Origin of the sequence: Leifsonella bigeumensis (assembly GCF_039537265.1) — a bacterium.
Lineage (GTDB): Bacteria > Actinomycetota > Actinomycetes > Actinomycetales > Microbacteriaceae > Terrimesophilobacter > Terrimesophilobacter bigeumensis.
This window is the reverse complement of record NZ_BAABAE010000003.1, coordinates 371,200-390,466: the sequence shown is the minus strand read 5'-3', so window position 1 is coordinate 390,466 and position 19,267 is coordinate 371,200. Positions and strand designations below refer to the sequence as shown.

General features: G+C 65.4%; 19 protein-coding genes and 1 tRNA gene. 6 read left to right on the top strand and 14 right to left on the bottom strand.

Going from position 1 to position 19,267, the window contains the following annotated elements; all coding sequences use genetic code 11:
• Nucleotides 1-118 precede the first annotated feature (118 nt).
• The 4 genes from ABD678_RS06895 to ABD678_RS06880 all read right to left on the bottom strand — a co-directional run bounded on the left by ABD678_RS06895 (nt 119) and on the right by ABD678_RS06880 (nt 4,166).
• Entirely contained in the window at nt 119-1,420 is a 1,302-nt protein-coding gene (locus ABD678_RS06895; protein ID WP_344755068.1) for an ABC transporter substrate-binding protein, read from the bottom strand.
• 64 nt (nt 1,421-1,484) lie between these two features.
• Nucleotides 1,485-2,279: a carbohydrate ABC transporter permease gene (locus ABD678_RS06890; protein ID WP_344755066.1), complete on the bottom strand. Its 795-nt coding sequence runs from the start codon at nt 2,277-2,279 to the stop codon at nt 1,485-1,487.
• Nucleotides 2,280-2,327: 48 nt separating this feature from the next.
• Nucleotides 2,328-3,230: a carbohydrate ABC transporter permease gene (locus ABD678_RS06885; protein ID WP_344755064.1), complete on the bottom strand. Its 903-nt coding sequence runs from the start codon at nt 3,228-3,230 to the stop codon at nt 2,328-2,330.
• Between the two features lie 150 nt (nt 3,231-3,380).
• Nucleotides 3,381-4,166 carry a FadR/GntR family transcriptional regulator gene (locus tag ABD678_RS06880; RefSeq protein ID WP_344755062.1) on the bottom strand — a complete coding sequence of 262 codons (786 nt, stop codon included), beginning with the start codon at nt 4,164-4,166 and terminating at the stop codon, nt 3,381-3,383.
• A gap of 98 nt (nt 4,167-4,264) precedes the next feature.
• Between ABD678_RS06880 and ABD678_RS06875 the strand changes: the two genes are divergently transcribed.
• From ABD678_RS06875 to ABD678_RS06865, 3 genes are read left to right on the top strand one after another with little or no spacing between them, the layout of a single operon-like run.
• Nucleotides 4,265-4,858: a gluconokinase gene (locus ABD678_RS06875; RefSeq protein ID WP_344755060.1), complete on the top strand. Its 594-nt coding sequence runs from the start codon at nt 4,265-4,267 to the stop codon at nt 4,856-4,858.
• A gap of 35 nt (nt 4,859-4,893) precedes the next feature.
• Nucleotides 4,894-6,351: an NADP-dependent phosphogluconate dehydrogenase gene (gene gndA, locus ABD678_RS06870; RefSeq protein WP_344755058.1), complete on the top strand. Its 1,458-nt coding sequence runs from the start codon at nt 4,894-4,896 to the stop codon at nt 6,349-6,351.
• A gap of 7 nt (nt 6,352-6,358) precedes the next feature.
• Nucleotides 6,359-7,234, top strand: coding sequence for a D-hexose-6-phosphate mutarotase (locus ABD678_RS06865; RefSeq protein ID WP_344755056.1), 876 nt, complete (start codon nt 6,359-6,361; stop codon nt 7,232-7,234).
• A gap of 9 nt (nt 7,235-7,243) precedes the next feature.
• Here ABD678_RS06865 and ABD678_RS06860 read toward each other — a convergent pair whose 3' ends face one another.
• Complete coding sequence (locus ABD678_RS06860) at nt 7,244-7,765, bottom strand: hypothetical protein (protein ID WP_344755054.1); 522 nt, start codon at nt 7,763-7,765, stop codon at nt 7,244-7,246.
• A 42-nt stretch (nt 7,766-7,807) separates the two neighbouring features.
• Nucleotides 7,808-9,052 carry an APC family permease gene (locus ABD678_RS06855; RefSeq protein ID WP_344755052.1) on the bottom strand — a complete coding sequence of 415 codons (1,245 nt, stop codon included), beginning with the start codon at nt 9,050-9,052 and terminating at the stop codon, nt 7,808-7,810.
• Between the two features lie 131 nt (nt 9,053-9,183).
• Here ABD678_RS06855 and ABD678_RS06850 point away from each other — a divergent pair, with 131 nt between their 5' ends.
• Nucleotides 9,184-9,525: a hypothetical protein gene (locus ABD678_RS06850; RefSeq protein ID WP_344755050.1), complete on the top strand. Its 342-nt coding sequence runs from the start codon at nt 9,184-9,186 to the stop codon at nt 9,523-9,525.
• Here the strand turns inward: ABD678_RS06850 and ABD678_RS06845 are convergent.
• The 3 genes from ABD678_RS06845 to ABD678_RS06835 form a co-directional block, all read right to left on the bottom strand.
• Nucleotides 9,522-10,499 carry a ribose-phosphate diphosphokinase gene (locus ABD678_RS06845; protein ID WP_344755048.1) on the bottom strand — a complete coding sequence of 326 codons (978 nt, stop codon included), beginning with the start codon at nt 10,497-10,499 and terminating at the stop codon, nt 9,522-9,524. The two genes, ABD678_RS06850 and ABD678_RS06845, sit on opposite strands and share 4 nt — an antisense overlap.
• 19 nt (nt 10,500-10,518) lie before the next feature.
• Nucleotides 10,519-11,967, bottom strand: coding sequence for a bifunctional UDP-N-acetylglucosamine diphosphorylase/glucosamine-1-phosphate N-acetyltransferase GlmU (gene glmU / locus ABD678_RS06840; protein ID WP_344755046.1), 1,449 nt, complete (start codon nt 11,965-11,967; stop codon nt 10,519-10,521).
• A 142-nt stretch (nt 11,968-12,109) separates the two neighbouring features.
• Nucleotides 12,110-12,181: transfer RNA gene (locus ABD678_RS06835), tRNA-Gln, on the bottom strand.
• A 57-nt stretch (nt 12,182-12,238) separates the two neighbouring features.
• On the opposite strand from ABD678_RS06835, the gene ABD678_RS06830 reads away from it, so the two are divergent.
• Together ABD678_RS06830 and ABD678_RS06825 are read left to right on the top strand one after the other, a co-directional pair.
• Nucleotides 12,239-12,730: a MarR family winged helix-turn-helix transcriptional regulator gene (locus tag ABD678_RS06830; protein ID WP_344755044.1), complete on the top strand. Its 492-nt coding sequence runs from the start codon at nt 12,239-12,241 to the stop codon at nt 12,728-12,730.
• Between the two features lie 22 nt (nt 12,731-12,752).
• Entirely contained in the window at nt 12,753-13,460 is a 708-nt protein-coding gene (locus ABD678_RS06825) for a hypothetical protein (protein ID WP_425561955.1), read from the top strand.
• Here ABD678_RS06825 and ABD678_RS06820 read toward each other — a convergent pair whose 3' ends face one another.
• The 5 genes from ABD678_RS06820 to ABD678_RS06800 form a co-directional block, all read right to left on the bottom strand.
• On the bottom strand, nt 13,461-14,390 hold the full coding sequence (locus tag ABD678_RS06820; protein WP_344755040.1) for an NAD-dependent epimerase/dehydratase family protein: 930 nt from the start codon (nt 14,388-14,390) through the stop codon (nt 13,461-13,463). It lies immediately after the preceding gene.
• A 25-nt stretch (nt 14,391-14,415) separates the two neighbouring features.
• Nucleotides 14,416-15,060 carry a TetR/AcrR family transcriptional regulator gene (locus ABD678_RS06815; RefSeq protein ID WP_344755038.1) on the bottom strand — a complete coding sequence of 215 codons (645 nt, stop codon included), beginning with the start codon at nt 15,058-15,060 and terminating at the stop codon, nt 14,416-14,418.
• A gap of 147 nt (nt 15,061-15,207) precedes the next feature.
• Nucleotides 15,208-17,037: an ABC-F family ATP-binding cassette domain-containing protein gene (locus tag ABD678_RS06810; protein ID WP_344755036.1), complete on the bottom strand. Its 1,830-nt coding sequence runs from the start codon at nt 17,035-17,037 to the stop codon at nt 15,208-15,210.
• A gap of 150 nt (nt 17,038-17,187) precedes the next feature.
• Nucleotides 17,188-18,183, bottom strand: coding sequence for a hypothetical protein (locus ABD678_RS06805; RefSeq protein ID WP_344755034.1), 996 nt, complete (start codon nt 18,181-18,183; stop codon nt 17,188-17,190).
• 144 nt (nt 18,184-18,327) lie between these two features.
• On the bottom strand, nt 18,328-19,260 hold the full coding sequence (locus ABD678_RS06800) for a 4-(cytidine 5'-diphospho)-2-C-methyl-D-erythritol kinase (protein ID WP_344755032.1): 933 nt from the start codon (nt 19,258-19,260) through the stop codon (nt 18,328-18,330).
• Nucleotides 19,261-19,267 lie beyond the last annotated feature (7 nt).

Here is a 19,267-nt window from a genome sequence, read left to right as displayed (position 1 = left end):
CTGCCCTTCAGGTAGATGGACCACCGCGTGCCAGCCCAGCCGGATGGGGCTCCGCTTCCTCCGGACGTGATGTCCCGAGTCCGCGGAGCCCCACTCGTGCTGAGGCGAGCCTCAGAGGCTACTGCGCTTCCTTGTTCGCCTTATCGATGAGTGACTCGAGATCGGCGAGGAACCCGTCGAGGTCCTTCGCACCGGTCAGGTACTCCTGCAGCATCTGCTTACCGGTCACCTGAATTTCCGGCAGGTCGCGGTACATCGGAGCCGGCTGGGAGATCTTCACAAGGTCGTACATCGCGGTCTTCCACGGGGCATCGATCTGGTCGAAGTACTCCTTGATGACCGGGAGCTTGCCCCACTCGAGTCCGACATCCACCTGCACATCGGACATCATGCCCTCCTGGATGAACTTGAGAGCGAGGGCCTGGTTCTTGGAGGCGGAAGGGACGATGATTCCTGCGGTGAAGCCGTACGAGCCGTTCTCCAGAGACCCTGGCATGGCGAGCACGACGGAGTTGTCGACACCGATCGTGGGCGCAGCCTCAGGCACGTGGGCCGCCGTCTCGAGGACCATCGGAATGTTCCCCGCGTTGAAGTTGCTGCGGCCCGCGTCCTTGTTCGCAAAGGTGTCGATGGAGAAGACCCCTTCGGTCACACCCTTCTTCCAGATCTCCAGAACCTCTCGCATTTCCGGAGTGTCGAAGGTCAGCGTCTTTCCGTCGCTCTTGTAGAAGCTGCCGCGGACAGCCTGCTCGACTGCGATCATGGTGCTCATTGCGTTGGGACCCCACTGAATGGTCATGCCGGGCCGTGTGACGGTATTGCCGTCCTTGACGGTCATGGCCTTGGCCATCTCGTAGAGTTCGTCCCAGTCCTTCGGTGCCGGAATGTCACCGTTGGCATCGAGCAGACCCGCTTCGTCGAAGTAGGTCTTATTGGCACTGATGTTGTACGTCTCAAGCCCGATCGGGATAGCGAACTGAACGTCGCCAAGCGAGTCGAACTTGAGTGTCTCACCGACGAACTTGTCCTTCGCGGTTGCACCCTCGAAGAAGTCGGTCTTGTTGAAGTCGATGATCAGATCCTTGGCCAGGAACTGAACCGCGACCGAGGCGCCGTCGACGACGACGATGTCCTGGCTCGACTTGTTCTGGCTCCACTGCAGGGCGAAGTTCGACAATGCCTGATTGTCCGGGTATTCGACGACGTTCACCGTCTTTCCGGGATTGGCGGCCTCGAACTTCTTGACCATGTCCGCCATATGGAACTTCTCGACCATCCATGCCTGTGCGGCAACGGTGATCTCGTTCGATTCTTCTCCGCCGTTTCCCGGACCCTCGCCACCGGAGGAACATCCGGCGAGAGTCATGGCCGCGATCGCAGCCGAAGCTACGAGGCCCACGACTTTGTGTTGTCTTTTCATGTGTATTGCACCTTTCTTGGTTGAACGCTCTTGCTGGATTGACACTTGATATCGCGAACTCGCGTCACCCCTTGACCGCCCCCTGGGCGACTCCCGCGACGATGTGCTTCTGGAAGATGATGAAGATGATGATCGGCGGAAGCATGGCGAGCACGATCACGGCTGCAAGGATCCCGTACTGCCAGACCTCTCCTTTGAGCAGGGTGAGACCGACCGAAAGGGGCATTGCCGGCGGATCCATCGCGAGGGTCTTCGCCATGGTGTACTCCCCCCAGATCGCGTAACTGGACATGATCACGACGAGGACGACGCCGTTTCGGGCCATGGGGAGCATGACCGTCCACCAGCGACGAATCACCCCGGCGCCGTCCATGGTCGCGGACTCTTCGACCTCCTTGGGAATAGCCAGGAAAGAGGCCCGCATGATGAGGATCGCGAACGGGAGCGACACAGCGACGTTCGGGAGCAGGAGCCCGAGATTCGTGTTGAGAAGACCGACGGAATTCTCCATCAGGAACATCGGGACCAGGAAGATCACCAAGGGAATAGTGAGAGTCGCGACAATCGTCAGAAGGACAAGATTGACGCCCTTGAACGGAAGCTTGGCGAAACCGTATCCCGCCAAGGAGCTCAACAACACTGTCAGCAAGACACCACCGACCGTGATGACGACACTGTTGCGGAAGTAATCGAGGAACCCCTTGCTCGTCGCCGCAAGATAGTTCTCGAAGGTCCACTCCTTCGGCAGGATGCTCTGCGGCACCTGGAATATCTCCCCCGCGGGCTTGAAGGAGTTGAGCAGGATATAGATCAAGGGCGCCAGGAACAGAATGGCCAGAATTATCAGTACTGCGTTCATCCACAGCCGAGAGGCCAAGGAGGCTTTCACCATTTCACCCTCACTTCCTTAGGCATCTTTGTCCGCCCTGATCCTGCCGATGAAGAAGTTCAGTACGACCAGAATGAGAATGATGAGGCCTAGGATGTAGCCCATGGCGGAGGCGTATCCCATGTCGAAATAGGTGAACGCCGTGAGGTAGACCTGCTGATATACGACCAGAGTGCTCGTTCCCGGCCCACCGTCGGTCATCACCATGGGCTCGACGAAGACCTTGAGTGCGTGGATGATCGTCCAGGTCCCCGTCAGGATGTAGGTCTCCCTCAGACTCGGCAGCACGATGTAGAAGATCTTCCTCAGGCCTCGGGCGCCATCCATTTCCGCCGCTTCGAGAGTGTCATTGGAGATCCCCTGCAGCCCGGCCAGGAACAGGATCGTGACGAACCCGATGCTCGCCCAGGCTGCCAGGACGATGATCGAGGCCATCGCAGTCGTGCCATTGCTCAGCCAGGGCTGCGTGAGGAACCGTAGTCCCAGAACGTCGCCCAGAAAGTAATTGAGCAACCCGTAGTTCGGTTGAAGAATCCAGAGGAAGACGAGAGCAGCCAGCGAGAGCGGTACCACGATGGGGACGAAGACCGCACTGCGGTAGAAGGAGTTGAATCGAAGCTTCTGAAAGAGCAGCAAGGCGATCGCCAACGAGGACACCATGACGATGACGAAGTAGAAGATGCCGAAGACGAAGGTATTCGTAAGAGCCGTGACGAACTGAGGGTCCCGAAATGCCGCGAAATAATTGTCAAGACCGATGAACTTCGGAACATCGTCGTAGACGAAGTTGTACTCGGTCAGGCTCATGTACCCCGAAGAAACCAGCGGGTACAGCATGAAAACGAAGATGAAGAGGAAAGCAGGGAGGATGAAGAGCACACCGGCGGGGAACTGCCGGCGCTTACGCCTCGTGGCTTCCACAGATTCCTCCTCGAATTTCGCCAAGGTGACTGACGATGTGGGGACGGCAGAGATTCACATCTCGCATCCTTAGTGTGCGACTCTAAACGAAAAGAGCATACTTATACAAGTCCAGAATGCATCCGAATATTATCTTTATTCGGGATCAGACTATCGGCGGATGAACTCGCCATTCTGATGGGGGGCGTCCCAAAGATGCGCCATCTCCTCCATCGTCCTCTGCATGATGCGCAGCATGGCGCTCTGTGCGGCATCCGGAGCACCTCGCTGGATAGCGGATGCGACGTCCACGTGGAGTTGCAAAGCCTCCTCATGCGGGTGGTTCGGCATCAACCCGTAGTTCGTTCGACCGGCGAGGACCTCACCCACGAGACTGTCGAGCTTCGCGAACATCTCGTTGCCCGAACTCGCCAATACAAGACTATGGAACTGGATGTCGAGGGTCAGGAATAGTCCCTGATCACCCGCTTCGCCTGCAGCCCAGAGCTGACCGGAGAGGCCCATAAGGTCGCTGGCATTGGTGAGGGGGGAACGAATCGCGGCCAGGCGGGCAGCCTCCGGTTCGATCGCGGTGCGAAGCTCAGTCAGCGAACGAAGCTGCGTGACCCTGGCCCTCGAGGCAAGGCGCCAGCGGATCACCTGTGGGTCGTACAGGTTCCACTCGCTCGGAGCCTGAATGAGCACTCCCACCCGGCGGCGAGACGTGACAAGACCCATGGACTCGAGAACACGAACAGCCTCTCGGATCACGGATCTCGATGCCCCATATTGGCGCTCGATATCCTCGATCTTCATGACTGACCCGGTTGTGAGCTCCTGGCCGCAGATCGCCAAGCCCAATCGTTCGAGAACGCGCGCGTGGAGGCCACCGGCAACCGTCGTCAAGGAATCATCCTTTGGGTCCACCGTGAACATGCCTTGCTCATCATCGTTCATCCGCAAATGATACGGGATAGCTCCTCTAACTTGCATAAGTATGCTTTAAACGCATATTGTCGCTCATAAAGGGGCTCATTGCAGTGTGCCTGTGAAAATTGAGGAGTTCCGCCATCACCAGTTTCGGGAGATCTGACTACTCCGATGTCGATCCGGAGGAGCGGGTTCTTTCTATCGTCGTCATGGGAGTCTCGGGCGCCGGAAAGAGCACAGTCGGCAATATGTTGGCGCGGGAACTCGACTTCACATTCTGTGATGCAGACAGCCTGCATCCTCCAGAGAATGTCGAGCGGATGGCAGCCGGCTATCCGCTGGGCGACGTCGAGCGGTGGCCGTGGCTAGAGGCAGTCGGCCGATATCTGGCTGACTCGAGAACGGCGAATCGAGGTACCGTGATGGCCTGCTCCGCCCTGAAGCACTCCTATCGCGATGCGCTCCGAAGGCACGTTCCCGATGCCTTTTTCGTTTTCCTCGACGGCCCGATGTCGGTCGTCCACCAGCGCATCGATGGTCGAAATCACGAGTTCATGCCCCCGACGCTTCTGGCCTCGCAATACCTGAGTCTCGAGCCATTGGCTGAGGACGAACGGGGCATCCGTGTCGATATCGAGGAATCTCCGGTCCGCATCGTCGACACTGTCAGAAGTGCCGTTGCCGCCGCTGCGATACCTCCGGCACTTCGAGACAGATAACCTGAAAGGGAGTCCGCGAAAGTTCAGGAGAAACCATGACCGATCACTCGACCGCACAGGCAAACATCGGCGTCGTGGGCCTTGCCGTCATGGGCTCCAACCTCGCTCGTAACCTGGCAAGCCGGGAGGGCAACACGGTCGCCGTCTACAACCGCTCGCCTCAGAAGACCCGCGATTTGGTTGCCGCGCAGCCGGAAGCCCGGTTCGTCGCGAGCGAGACGATCGAGGACTTCGCCGCGAGCCTGAGCGCACCGCGCACCGCCATCATCATGGTCAAGGCCGGTGCGGGCACGGATGCCGTGATCGACCAGCTCGTGGCGGTTTTCGAGCCGGGCGACATCATCGTCGACGGCGGCAACGCGCTCTTCACCGACACCATCCGCCGGGAGAAGGCGGTGCGCGAGACCGGAATCAACTTCGTCGGCGCCGGCATCTCCGGCGGTGAGGAGGGTGCGCTGCTCGGCCCCTCGATCATGCCAGGCGGCTCCGCTGAGGCCTGGGAGACACTCGGGCCGATCCTGCGCTCGATCGCCGCGGTCGTCGACGGCGAGCCCTGCGTCACGCACGTCGGCACCGACGGGGCCGGCCACTTCGTCAAGATGATCCACAACGGCATCGAGTACGCCGACATGCAGCTCATCGCGGAAGCGTACGACCTCATCCGGCGCGGCACGGGCAAGAGTCCGGCTGAGATCGCCGACGTCTTCACCGAATGGAACAAGGGCGAACTCGAAAGCTATCTCATCGAGATCACCGCGGAAGTGCTGCGCCAGACGGATATGAGAACCGGCAAGCCACTCGTCGACGTCATCGTCGACCAGGCCGGCGCGAAGGGCACCGGCGCCTGGACCGTGCAGACCGCCCTCGACCTCGGCATCCCGGTCTCCGGTATCGCGGAGGCCGTCTTCGCCCGCTCGCTGTCGTCGAAGCCCGCCCAGCGCGCCGCGGCATCCGACCTTCCCGGGCCGACCACGCCGTGGCAGGTGAAGGATGCCGACGCCTTCGTCGAGGACGTTCGCCTCGCCCTCTACGCCTCCAAGATCATCGCCTACTCGCAGGGCTTCGACGAGATCATCGCGGGCGCCGAGGAGTACGGCTGGGACATCAAGAAAGGCGAGATCGCGAAGATCTGGCGCGGCGGATGCATCATCCGAGCCCAGTTCCTCAACCGGATCACCGAGGCCTACGCCGCCGACCCCGGCCTTGTCGCGCTCGTCACCGCCCCGTACTTCCGCGACGCTGTTGCGGCCGCGCAGGACTCCTGGCGTCGGGTTGTCGTTGCGGCCGCCCAGGCGGGCATCCCCTCCCCCGCGTTCTCGTCATCGCTCGCCTACTACGACGGACTACGAGCTGACCGCCTGCCAGCCGCGCTCGTGCAGGGCCAGCGCGACTTTTTCGGCGCCCACACCTACAAGAGAGTGGATGCGCCAGGGACCTTCCACACCCTGTGGTCAGGCGATCGCAGCGAAGTCGAAACCACCGACACCCACTGAGAACGTCGTGATCGAACTCCCCACGTCGGTGCGGCCGATTGAGAGAGCGGGCGGCCTGACATTTCTCAAGATCGATGCACCCGGTGGTACGGGTGAACTCTGCCTGCAGGGAGCACACCTCACGTCATGGATTCCACGCGACCGCAGCCCGGTGCTGTGGATGAGCGCCCGCAGTCGCTTCGCGCCCGGACTCCCCTTGCGCGGCGGCATTCCACTCTGCTTTCCCTGGTTCAACTTCTACGCGCACCACCGGGATGCTCCCCAGCACGGGTTCGCCCGCGTCCTGCCATGGACGCTCCTTCGTGTGCGAGAACGGGGCGACGCAGTCGAACTCGCACTACAACTTCGCGACAACCCGATGACGCGAGCGACGGTATGGCCGTACCGTTTCGAACTCACCATGACCATCACGCTCGGCATGGAGCTTCAACTCGCACTGGAGGTGACCAACCGCGACGCCAAAAAATTCACGTTCGAGGAGGCCTTCCACACTTACTTCGCGATCGGTGATGTCCGACGAACACAGGTAACTGGACTCGAAGGCCTCGACTACCTCATCGACGGCCAAGGGTTCGCCGCCGAAGGCCGCCCGCTCGATCCGGGGCCATTCGGCATTGGCCGACGATACTCACCTGCGAACTCCGGTGTGATCCTCGATGCGGGGAATCGACGCGCCATCTCAGTTAACTCCGAAGAGTCCAACGGAGTGGTGGTCTGGAACCCGGGCCCAGCGACAGCCAAGACCATAGACGACTTCTCCGACGATGGCTGGTCAACCATGCTCTGCTTCGAAACCTGTAACGTGGGGGAAGCCGCAGTCACTCTCGGCCCGGGCGAAAGCCATCACATGGGCGCGCGGTTCTCCGTCGCACCGCTCGACTGATCGAGCTACTCAGCCGATCGAGAACGAGGCGCTGAAGGACACGTCGCCATTCCGGATGCGCTTCGACGTGCCCTTGGACGCCGCAGCACCCTCGACGGTCGTGTGCACCGAGAGCTCGTACCACTGCGAGTTGAACCGGATCGTGCCGAGTATCGCGATCGCGTCGACGGCCTTGCCGACCCAGCCGGCCTCCTTGGTGATCGCCGCATCCGGCTTGAGAGGAATCGACACCTCGACCGTGACGACCTGGAGCGGCTGCAGCTCGATGGTCTCCGTGCGTGTGTACTTCAGACTCCCACCGCTGCCCGTTGAGATGCGCGAGCCGGGGCGACCCGTGCCGCGGTCGTCATCGTCGTCCTCCTCGAGCTTGAACGCGAGGGCGGTCACCGTGCGGGGCTCGGTCTTGTGGCCGGTGAGCGTCACCGTGACCGGGATCGACTCATCCGACCACTGGAAGCTCTTCGGAACCTCCAGCCCCACCTTGATCCCACCCGCGTCGAAAGCTTTCTTGATGGCGTCGAACAGTCCCATGTCGGCGTCTCCCGGTTCTCGTTTCAGGTCATCGTACTGGTACTACTGCACCGTCGGTGTTTCGGATCTCCTCGCCCGCGAGAAGAGCATCCGTGCCGCGAGTCCGAGCGCCAGCACGACGGCCGCGTAGACGATCGCCTGCCACGGCAGGGTGACAGCGAGCAGCAGGCAGCCCACCAGTCCGACCACCTGCACGAAGCGTGGCAGCCAGCGCTCCCCCACCGGCTGGCGCAGTGCCGACAGGTGTGCGATCGCGTAGTAGACGAGCACCGCACAGGACGAGAAGCCGACGAGTCTCGCCGGGTCGAGGACGAGGACGCCGACGATCGCGAGCACGGCGAAGGTCGCCTCGGCGACGATCGGGGCGTGCGTGCGGCTCGAGATGAAGCCGAGCACCGGGGGCAGATCCCGCTCGCGCGCCATGGCGAGCGACGTGCGGCTGAGCCCGGCGAGGATGCCGGCGAGCGAGCCGAGACACGCGATGCCCGCGACGACGCGCACGACGGCCCCGAGCGGCGTGGCCGCGCCGACCAGATCGGCGAGGGGCGCGCTCGACGCGGCCAGGACATCCGGGCCGAGAACCGTGAGCGACAGGATGCCGATGGCGGCATAGATCACGAGCACGATCGCGAGCGCCGCCAGGATCGCGCGCGGGAGGGTGCGGTGCGGATCGCGAACCTCCTCGCCAAGCGTCGCCATGCGTGCGTAGCCGGCGAAGCAGAAGAACAGGAGTCCCGCCGACTGCAGGATGCCGAACGGGCCGGCGTCGATCGCGTCGAAGGGCGGCGCTTCCGGCAACTGGCCGAGCGCCGAGATGAGAATCGCGGCGATGCCGACCAGCACGATCGTGATGATCACGGTGCTCACGACCGCGGTGCTGCGGATTCCCGTCATGTTGACGACGGCGAGCACCACGACGGCGGCGATCGCGACCGCCCGTGCCTGATCCGGCCACAGGTATCCGCCCGCGATCAGGGCGATGGCACCCACCGAGGCGGTCTTGCCCGCCAGGAACAGCCATCCGGCGGTGAACCCCGTCCACGGACCGACCGTGGCGCGCGCGTAGGCGTAAGTGCCGCCGGACACCGGATGCACCATGGCGAGCTGCGCGGAGCTGAGCGCGTTGAGCGTGGCGATGAGCCCCGCGATCACGAGGCCGACGAGCAGGCCGCTGCCGGCCGCCTGCGCAGCCGGCGCCCACACGAAGAAGACGCCGGCGCCCATCATCGACGCGAGGCCGATGACGATCGCCCCGCCGATCCCGAGGCGGCGTTGCAGCGTGGTCATGCGCACACCTTAGTGGGCTGTGGTGAACGAAAACGAAGGAGAACCGACGCCGACGGGGCGGAAAGTGCTCGCGGGGGTCGTTTGCCGGCAGAACTCCTTCGAATTCGTTCATCCAATGGGAGGATGGGGCAGTGGATACCGCCGACAGCGAGATCGACGACCGCCCGCTCTACGGCCGGCGGCGTCGCACTGTCATGCGCGTCATCGTGCTCGTTGCGGTGGCGGCGATGGTGCTGCCGCTCGTCGCCAACCTTGTGACGGTGAGCGCGGCGACCGCCTCCTCCTCATGCGCGCGAGCGGTCGCCTACGTCGCTCCGGATGCCACCGGGTCGTCGGCGAGATTCGAGCTCTTCGGGCCGGGCGGCATCGGCTGGGAGTGCTATGCGGTCGGCGGGTTCCATGACGGCAGGCACGTCGTCTCGCTCGGACTCATCCCTGGAATGGTCGAACTGCCGCGCGGGGTGGATGCCTAAGCAGCCCCATCGAACATCGAGGTGACCGAGCCGTCGTCGAACACCTCGTGGATCGCCCGCGCCAGCAGCGGTGCGATCGACAGCACGGTGAGCGTCGGGAAGCGCTTGGCCGCCGGCAGCGGCAGCGTGTCGGTCACGACGACGGAGTCGATGAACTCCGACTGCAGGATCGTCGGTGCAGGATCGGAGAAGATCGCGTGCGTCGCCGCGACGACGACACTCAGCGCCCCGGCGGCCTTGAGCGCCTCCGAAGCCTTCACGATCGTGCCGCCGGTGTCGATCATGTCGTCGACGATGAGGCAGACGCGGCCCTCCACGTCGCCGACGATGTCGTGCACCGTGACCTTGTTCGGCACGAGCGGGTCCCGGCGCTTGTGGATGATCGCCAGCGGCGAGCCGAGCTTGTCGCTCCAGATGTCGGCGACGCGGACGCGGCCCATGTCGGGCGAGACGACCGTGAGGTTCGAGGTGTCGAGCGTCGTGCGGAAGTGCTCGAGCAGCACGGGCATCGCGAACAGGTGGTCGACCGGCCCGTCGAAGAAGCCCTGGATCTGCGCGGCGTGCAGGTCGACGCTCATGATGCGGTCGGCGCCGGCCGCCTTGAACAGGTCCGCCACGAGCCGCGCCGAGATCGGCTCGCGGCCGCGACCCTTCTTGTCCTGGCGTGCGTACGGGTAGAACGGGGCGACCACCGTGATGCGCTTGGCGGAGGCGCGCTTGAGCGCATCCACCATGATGAGCTGCTCCATGAGCCACTCGTTGATCGGGGTCGTGTGCGACTGGATGACGAACGCATCGCATCCGCGCACGCTCTCGTCGTACCGCGCGTAGATCTCGCCGTTGGCGAAGGTGCGCGCATCCGTGGGCACGAGCTCGCTGCCGAGCTCATCGGCGATCTGCTGGGCGAGCTCAGGGTAGCCGCGCCCTGAGACGATGACGAGTCTTTTCTGGCCGGTGATCTTGATGCCGGACACGTCTCCCGCTCTCTGCCGGCTAGCCGACGTCTGGCCGGTCGCCGGACTCGCCGGCCGCCGCAGCAGCCTCGGCTGCCGCAGTGCCCGGACGCTTCTCCTCGACCCAGCCCATCATGTTCCGTTGGGGAGCCACACTGATGGCGAGAGCGCCGGCCGGAACATCCTTGCGGACGACGGTTCCTGCACCGGTGTAGGCTCCGTCACCAATCCTAACGGGCGCGACGAACACGTTGTGCGAGCTCGTCCGCACGTGCGAACCGACGGTCGTACGGTGCTTTTCGACCCCGTCGTAGTTCGCGGTGATCGTGCCGGCACCGATGTTGGACTGCACGCCCACCTCGGTGTCGCCGATGTAGCTGAGGTGCGGAACCTTGCTGCCGAACCCGATCGTCGAGTTCTTGGTCTCCACGAAGGTGCCGATCTTGCCGTTCTCGCCGAGCACCGTGTTCGGGCGCAGGTAGGCGAACGGCCCCACGGATGCTCCCTTGCCGATGACCGCGAGGGTCGCATCGGTGCGCTTCACGACCGCGTTCTCGCCGATCTCGCAGTCGACCAGTGTCGTGTCGGGGCCGATGATCGCACCGCGGTCGATCTTCGTCGCGCCCTTGATCTGGGTGCCGGGGAGGATCTCGACATCCTCGGCGATGGTCGCGTTGAGGTCGATCCAGGTCGTCGCCGGGTCGTGCACCGTGACGCCGGCAAGCTGCCAGCCGCGCACGATGAGCGCATTCAGTCGCGCGGCCGCCTCGGCGAGCTGCACCCGGTCGTTGATTCCGCCGACGATCCAGCTCTGTGCGACGGGAACCGCCTCGACGGGGTTCCCGGATGCGCGCAGCAGGCCCACGACATCCGTGAGGTACTTCTCACCCTGCGCGTTGCCCGTGCCGACCTTGGGAAGCTCGTCGCGCAGCGACCGGACGCCGAAGACGTAGCTGCCGGAGTTGATCTCGGTGACCTCGAGCTCGGACTCGTCGGCATCCTTCTGCTCGACGATGCGGTCGACGAGCCCGTCGGCGCCCCGGATGATCCGGCCGTAACCGCTCGCATCGTCGAGCACCGCCGAGAGGACCGTCGCCGCAGCATGGTGCGCGCGGTGGGTCTCGAGCAGACGGCCGAGGGTGTCGGCGTCGAGAAGGGGAACGTCGCCGCTCACGACGACGACGTCGCCGGCGAAATCACCGGGGAGCGCACCGAGCGCGACCTCGACCGCGCGCCCGGTTCCCGGGACCTCATCCTGGTCGACGATGACGGTCTCCGGCAGGTTCTGTGCGATGACCGCGGCGACCGCGTCCCGCTCGTGCCGCACGACCGCGATGATGTGGGCCGGATGCAGCTCCCGCGCCGTCGCGAGCACGTGGCCGACGAGCGGGATGCCGGCGAGGATGTGGAGGACCTTGGGGGTCGCAGACCGCATCCGGGTGCCCTCGCCTGCTGCGAGCACGATCACCGCGAGGTTCTGGTCGGTCATGGTTCCTCCTTCTCTCTCCTTCTCTTGTTGACTCGGGTCATATCGCGGGTACGAGGTCACCCGCACCCGCGATATGACCCGAGTCGACGGGATGGTGCTGGCCTGGCGCTGAGTGTTCGAATCGCGAAGACCGCGAGACGAGCTCCGCCCCCAGGATTCGAACCTGGACCTAACAGCTCCAAAGGCTGTCGTGCTGCCGTTACACCAAGGCGGATCGCGCGTGCTGCGCGAAGTCAAGTCTGCCAGACGCAAAGGCCGCGATAATGGGAGCATGCCCACCCACGACGAAGTCGACCGGATCGTCGAGGCGTGGTCACGCGAGCGACCGGATCTCGACTTCGCACCGCTGCAGGTGCTCTCGCGCGTCGGACGACTCTCCCGGCACCTCGACCGCGCCCGCCGCGAAGCCTTCTCGACCTCAGAACTCGACTCGTGGGAGTTCGATGTGCTCTCCGCGTTGCGCCGCGCCGGCGTGCCGTACCAGTTGAGCCCGAAGGCGCTCCTTCAGCAGACCCTCGTCTCCTCCGGCACGATGACCAACCGCATCGACCGGCTCGTCGAACGGGGGCTCGTCCAGCGCAGGACGGACCCGAACGACGGCCGCGGCATCCTCGTCGTCATGACGCCCAAAGGTCAGGCGAGCGTCGATGCCGCCATCAGCACCCTACTCGTCGCCGAGTCCGTACTGCTCGAGAAACTCGCCCCCGGCGACCGGGAGCGTCTCGCCTCGCTGCTGCGCAAGCTGAGCCTCGACTTCGACTGAAAGACGAGGGCAGCAGCGCATGGTGACCCAGGAACGACTCGACCAGTTGTGGGACTTCGCCGACCCGTCGGCAAGCGAGCTGCGACTCAAGGATGCCGCACGCGAACCGGATGAACCCCCGGAGAGCCGGGCGGAACTGGAGACGCAGGTAGCGCGGGCGCTCGGCCTCCAGTCCCGGTTCGAGGAAGCCGGCCGGTTGCTGGGTCGCATCATCTTCGACTCTCCGCCGGTGACAACGCGAGTACTGCTCGAGCGGGGGCGACTGCTCAACAGCTCCGGGCATCCGGAGAACGCCATCGTATATTTCACCAGCGCCCGGGTGACCGCAAGCCGGGCCGGCCTCGGGTTCCTCGAAGTCGACGCACTGCACATGCTCGCGATCACGGACACCGACAATGCCGCGCGCTGGACCGACGAGGCGCTGGCCGTGCTCGACCGGACCGACGACGAGCGCATCCGGCGCTGGGCCGTTGCACTCCACAACAACCTCGGATGGCACCTCCACGACCTGCACCGCTATGACGACGCGCTCACCCAGTTCTCCCTCGCCCAGGGAGCCGCCATCCGGTTCGGAAGCGAGGACCAGCGGTTCCGGGCGCGGTGGGCGTTCGCCCGGTGCCTGCGCTCGTTGGGCAGGCTGGACGAAGCGCTGGAGATCCAACGCGAGCTCGCCGCGGAACGACCGGATGACGCGGATGTCTCGGAAGAACTGAGCGAGCTGGGCGAGTAGTCATCCGTTGACAGCGTCGGCGAGGCCATCCGCGTAGGACGGGTACGCCGGTGACCAACCGAGTTCCCGCTTCGCCCTGGCGTTGGAGACGCGAAGGGACACATCACTGAGCACGACGCCGCCGTACGGGGCGGCGAGCTTGAGCAGCCAGCCCGGCAGGATCAGCGGTTCCGGTGCGTTGCGGGCCCTCGCGATGCCGGTGACGAGGTCGCGAAACGTCGCGGGCGTGTCGTCGACGATGTTGTACGCCTGGCCGGATGCACCCCGCTCGAGCACAGCGACCGTCGCTGCAGCCGCGTCATCGTGGTGGATGAACGGGAGGTATCCGCCATGCCTCGCGACCGGGAGAGCGCGTTTGCGCAGCATCCGCGCCACCTTGTCCTGATCGGCAGCAGCCCCGTACAGGAGCCCGTACCGCAGTGCAATGCCCTCGATGCCATCGGCCTCGAAGACCTGCTGCTCCGCCGACACCATGGCCCGGACGTGAGCATCGAAGGCGTTCCCGTGCATCTGCCCGAACGGCGACTCCTCGGTGAGCACCTGCGAACCGTGGTCGCGGTAGCCGTATCCGAGGACGATCGACTGGGTGACGAAACGGCGCGCACCCACCGCTTTCGCCAGCTCCAGCAGATGCTCGGTACCGGTGGTCCTCAGAACATTGGTCTGACGCATCGCACCGTGGCCGGCCGGGGCCTTCTTGAGCGCCGTCAGCTGATGCATGACGGCATCCGCCTGGATGCCACCGGCCGCGTCGAGCAGGGCGGCCCGGTCCAGGACGTCGGCGCGGATGGCAGTCGCACCGAGTTGGGTGAGCAGCCGCTCGCCGCTTTCACCGCGGGTGATGCCGACCACGTCGTGGCCGGCCGAGACGAGTTGCCGAACCAGTGGAACGCCCAGCGCGCCCGTTGCGCCTGCAAGTATGACCTTCATTGTGGATTCCTTTCCCTCGGCCGCGTCAGTTCTCGAGCGTCTTTTCGACGCCGGGCAGTGACGGCATCAGCGCGTCTACCAGGCTGGCCAGGTAGCGCTCCTCGCTGATCCCCGCCGGATGCTCGCCGAAGATGTCGCGAAGCATCCAGAAGTTCGAGACTGCTCCGACCAGGACCGCCGCGATTCCTTCGGTGTCCCTGCGGCCCGTGCCGGCTTGACCGTCGGACCGGGCGCCGAGCTGGGCGTCCAGCCAGGCAGCGACCGCCTGGTGCACTCTTGCCACTTCCTCCCGGCGAGCCAGGTCCAGCAGTTCGGGGAAGTGGGCGAGATCCTTGAGCATGATCCGATTGAGGTCGGCCTCCTGCTCAAGCCTGCGGAGGCCCGCCGTCGCCACCGCGATGAGACGCTCACGCAACGGTATCGCGGCACCGTCATCGGCGTCTGCGAGCAGCCTCAGGAGGTGTTGCCCCGCGTCGATCTGTTGACGAACCCCCGCCGCGAGCAACGCCTGCTTGGAGGGAAAGTGACGGTAGAGGCTGCCGGCGCCGGAGGACAGGCCCGCCGCCGCCTCGATGTCGGCCACCGAGGTTCCGGCGTAGCCCCGCTCGCCGAAGAGTCGCATGGATTCGGCGATCAGGCGCTCCCGCGTCGCGTTTCCGGCCATCGTCATTCCCCTAAAGTAAGTAACTACTTACTTATAGAATAGACGCCCGAGGATTCGAGTGCAAGCGGCCCGCCAGTGCTCCACTACTCCCCGAGCACGTCGGCGAGCTCAACCACCGCTACTCGCCGAGCACATCGGCGAGATGCGCCACCCTCACTCACCGAGCACGTCGGCGAGCTCCAGCCAGCGGGTCTCCAGCGCTTCCCTCTCGGCCTCGATGCCCGCCAGCTCCTGACTGAGAGCGCCGAGGCCGACATAGTCGGACTGGTCGTGGGCGGCCATCCGCTCGTGCACGTCCCGGATGCTCTGGCCGAGCTTTTCGAGCTTGCGCCCGGCCGCCGCGAACTCCTTCTGGGCGTTGCGGAGGTCGGCGCCCGCGAGATGGAGCTGGGGGCGAAGGCCAATTCCGGACTTCGCTGAGACGCCGGCGCCGTCGGCCGTCCCGGCCGCCGGTTCAGGCTTTTGCCCCGATGCAACAGCCCTACCAGACCTCAATTCCAGGTACTGGTCGACCCCGCGCGGCAGGTGGCGGAACCGCCCGTCCATGATCGCGTACTGCTGGTCGGTGACCCGCTCGATCAGGTACCGGTCGTGCGAGACGACGAGCAGGGTTCCGGGGAACGAGTCCAGCAGGTCCTCGATGGCGGCGAGCATGTCGGTGTCGAGGTCGTTGGTCGGCTCGTCGAGGATGAGCACGTTGGGCTCCGACAACAGGATGAGCAGCAGCTGCAGCCGGCGCTTCTGGCCGCCGGAGAGATCCTTGACCGGGGTGCTCAGCTGAGCGCTCTGGAATCCGACCCGCTCGAGCAGCTGCCCCGGCGTGAGCACCTTGCCACCCGCGAGGTACGAGCTCTTCTGGCGCGAGATGACATCGTTCACGCGGTCGTTCCAGACATCCGCGAGCTCGGCGAGCTGCTGGGTGAGCTGGGCGACCTTGATGGTCTTTCCGCGCTTGACCCGCCCGCTCGTCGGCTGGAGGGTCCCAGCGACGAGGTTCAGCAGCGTCGACTTGCCGGCGCCGTTCACCCCGAGGATGCCGGTGCGCTCGCCGGGCGCGATGCGCCAGGTGACGTCGCGGAGGACTTCGGCCCCGTCGTACGAGACGGACACGTCCTCGAGGTCCACGACATCCTTGCCGAGCCGCTGCATCGCCATCTGCGCGAGCGAGACGCTGTCGCGGATCGGCGGCTCGTTCTCGATGAGCTCGTTCGCCGCGTCGATGCGGAACTTCGGCTTGCTCGTGCGCGCCGGGGCGCCACGGCGCAGCCAGGCGAGCTCCTTGCGCATGAGGTTCTGGCGCTTCGCCTCGCTCGCCGCCGCCATCCGGTCGCGCTCCACCCGCTGCAGCACGTAGGCCGCGTAGCCGCCCTCGAACGGCTCGATCAGGCGGTCGTGCACTTCCCAGGTCGCGGTGCAGATCTCGTCGAGGAACCAGCGGTCGTGGGTCACGGTGACCAGCGCACCGGCGTTCCGGGACCAGCGAGTCTTGAGGTGCTTCGCGAGCCAGGCGATGCCCTCCACGTCGAGGTGGTTGGTGGGCTCGTCGAGGAAGATCACATCCCAGTCGCCGATGAGGAGCGCGGCGAGCGCGACCCTGCGCCGCTGCCCGCCGGAGAGATCGTCGACGCGGGCCTCCCAGGGGAGGTCGGCGATGAGCCCGGCGATCACATCGCGCACCTTCGGGTCGCCCGCCCAGACGTGCTCGTCGATGTCGCCGATCACGACTTCGTGCACGGTGCGCTCGCTGTGCAGCTCGTCGGCCTGGTCGAGCATGCCCAAGCGGATGCCGCCCCTGCGCGTGACGCGCCCGGCATCCGGTTCGAGGCGGCCGGCCAGCAAACGCAGCAGGGTGGACTTGCCGTCGCCGTTGCGGCCGACGACTCCGATCCGGTCGCCGTCGTTCAGCCCGACCGTGACGGAGTCGAAGATGACGCGGGTCGGGTACTCGAGGTGCAGCGACTCAGCGCCGAGAAGGTGGGCCATATGTCTCAAGGCTACCCGCGGCGCTCCGGCGATGCGGGGTCGCCGTCGCTCCTGCCCGTCGGCCCGCCCGCGTCGCCGATACCCTTCACTCCCGTTGACTCGGGTCATCTTGCGGGTTGCGCGCCATGACGACCCGCAAAATGACCCGAGTCAACGGAGGAGGTGGGCGGAAGCGAAAGTCTTCGAAGCCCCGCGATCGGCCCGGCGCTCGGCCAGGGCGAAGCCGACCCGGTCGACAAGCGTGTGCGGATGGGCGAGGTGTTCCCTCGTCACCCGGATGTGGCGCCAGCCGGCATCCTGGAACCGCTCCCGTCGCTCGATGTCGCTCTCGAACGTCTCCCGGTCCACGCGATGAATCTCGCCCTCGTAGTCGAGCGCGACCCGCTCGACGACGTAGGCGAGGTCGGGGGTGCCGACGAAGTAACCATCTCGATCCAACACTTTGTGGCCGATGACAGGTTCGGGGAGCCCACCATCGATGAGCACCAACCGCGTTCTGGACTCCGCCGCGGAATCCGTGCCTGCCCTGACCCTGGTTGCGGCAGCCCGCAGCTTCCTCACACCGCGCAACCTGCGCAGGCGCGCCACAGTCTCGAGCAGTTCGTTCAGGCTCGCGAACGGCGCCTTGCGTCGAACCAGGTGATCACCGGCGACAATGAGCTCGTCAACCGAAAGGAGTGGGGCAAGCTGTACCCATACTCGGAGCGGAGCCGGCACGAGGAATCCGGAGGCTGAGGCGACGACGAAGCTGCCACCGGTCAGACGGTGCCCGATGATCCCCGCTCCCTGCGGCGCGTGGTCGGGGGTGAGGGCCGCCACGTCGAGGACCTGACGCGACTCCAGGCGCCACGGCAGCGGCATCCGGTATAGCCGCGCAGCCGTGACGTGACTGAAGATGACCGGTCGCCCCTCCCGACGCTGAAAGGCTTCACAGTCCCGTCGGAGCCCTTCGAGTCTCACGCGCGCCCGCTCTTCACCAGTCTCCGCATTCTCGGCGGGCGCGGCTTTCGACCGCCGGATGCCATGGAATGGCGCCTCGAGGTCGGATGCGCGAAGCCGCGCCGCGGACACGCCCAGCCCCCTCGCCTCCCCGACACGAAAGGGCGAGCCGCCCAGCGCATCCGGCAGCGGCGAGGGTCTGGACATGCCGAGATTCTGCTCGAACGGGCGTTAGCTCTGCAGAACCTATCCACAGGTCGCACTTCGATTCCGTTGACTCGGGCCATCGTGCGGGTTGCGCGCCATGACGACCCGCAAAATGACCCGAGTCAACGGAGAAGGGGCGGCCGGCTACTCGCCGAGGATGCGCGCCCCGTGCACGGGGCCGGTCACCCTGGCGACGGTGTGCCGTGCGGCGGACAAGGCGATCTGGAGTTCGAGAGCACTGTCGAGATCCGCGGCGAGGAAGGCGACCGTCGGGCCGGAGCCGGAGACGACGCCCGCGAGCGCGCCGTTCTCCTCGCCGAGCTCGATGACTTCGGCCAGCCGCGGCTCCAGATGCAGCGCGGGGGCCTGCAGGTCGTTGAAGAGGCTCTCGGCGAGCAGGTGCGGGTCGCCGGCACGGAGCGCCTGCAGCACGTTCGGATCCACCCGGGGCTGCGTTTCAGCCGGAAAGATGTCGAGGGCGTGGCGCTCCCGGTGAAGGTCGAGCTCCCGGTACACGTCGGGGGTGCTCATGCCGAAGGCGGCGAACGCGAGAACCCACTGGAACTGTCCCTGCGCGAGGGCAGGGCTCAACTGGTCGCCGCGGCCGGTACCGACCGCCGTGCCGCCGGTGAAGGCGAAGGGAACATCCGCACCGATCGTGGCCGCGAGTTCCAGCAGGTCCTCACGGCTGAGGTCGGTGCCCCACAGCGCGTCGCAGGCGAGCAGCGTGGCCGCGGCATCCGCCGATCCGCCGCCCATGCCGCCCGCGACGGGCACGTTCTTCTCGATCTCGAGGCGCACCCCCCGTCGGTAGCCGGTCGTTCTGGCCAGGAGCGTCGCGGCACGGATCGCGAGGTTGGAGCCGTCCGTCTCGAGCTCGCGGAGGTCGACAGGGCCGGTGAACGCGACGGAGAAATCGGGGGCATCGCTCGCACGAACATCCTCGTAGAGCGAAACGGCCTGGTACGCGGTGGCGATCTCGTGGTAGCCGTCATCGCCGAGCGCACCGACGCCGAGGTAGACGTTGATCTTCCCCGGTGCCCTCGCGTGCACCACCCTGCTCGCCTCGGTGGTCATGGAGTTA

What these genes read in the sequence shown, in the direction of transcription:
- ABD678_RS06830 (WP_344755044.1), top strand. Translation starts at nt 12,239, where the DNA reads ATGCCCACCCACGACGAAGTCGACCGGATCGTCGAGGCGTGGTCACGC.
- ABD678_RS06810 (WP_344755036.1), bottom strand. Translation starts at nt 17,037, where the DNA reads ATGGCCCACCTTCTCGGCGCTGAGTCGCTGCACCTCGAGTACCCGACC.
- ABD678_RS06820 (WP_344755040.1), bottom strand. Translation starts at nt 14,390, where the DNA reads ATGAAGGTCATACTTGCAGGCGCAACGGGCGCGCTGGGCGTTCCACTG.
- ABD678_RS06800 (WP_344755032.1), bottom strand. Translation starts at nt 19,260, where the DNA reads ATGACCACCGAGGCGAGCAGGGTGGTGCACGCGAGGGCACCGGGGAAG.
- ABD678_RS06855 (WP_344755052.1), bottom strand. Translation starts at nt 9,052, where the DNA reads ATGACCACGCTGCAACGCCGCCTCGGGATCGGCGGGGCGATCGTCATC.
- ABD678_RS06890 (WP_344755066.1), bottom strand. Translation starts at nt 2,279, where the DNA reads ATGAACGCAGTACTGATAATTCTGGCCATTCTGTTCCTGGCGCCCTTG.
- ABD678_RS06860 (WP_344755054.1), bottom strand. Translation starts at nt 7,765, where the DNA reads ATGGGACTGTTCGACGCCATCAAGAAAGCTTTCGACGCGGGTGGGATC.
- ABD678_RS06815 (WP_344755038.1), bottom strand. Translation starts at nt 15,060, where the DNA reads ATGACGATGGCCGGAAACGCGACGCGGGAGCGCCTGATCGCCGAATCC.
- glmU (WP_344755046.1), bottom strand. Translation starts at nt 11,967, where the DNA reads ATGACCGACCAGAACCTCGCGGTGATCGTGCTCGCAGCAGGCGAGGGC.
- gndA (WP_344755058.1), top strand. Translation starts at nt 4,894, where the DNA reads ATGACCGATCACTCGACCGCACAGGCAAACATCGGCGTCGTGGGCCTT.
- ABD678_RS06880 (WP_344755062.1), bottom strand. Translation starts at nt 4,166, where the DNA reads ATGAACGATGATGAGCAAGGCATGTTCACGGTGGACCCAAAGGATGAT.
- ABD678_RS06805 (WP_344755034.1), bottom strand. Translation starts at nt 18,183, where the DNA reads ATGTCCAGACCCTCGCCGCTGCCGGATGCGCTGGGCGGCTCGCCCTTT.
- ABD678_RS06895 (WP_344755068.1), bottom strand. Translation starts at nt 1,420, where the DNA reads ATGAAAAGACAACACAAAGTCGTGGGCCTCGTAGCTTCGGCTGCGATC.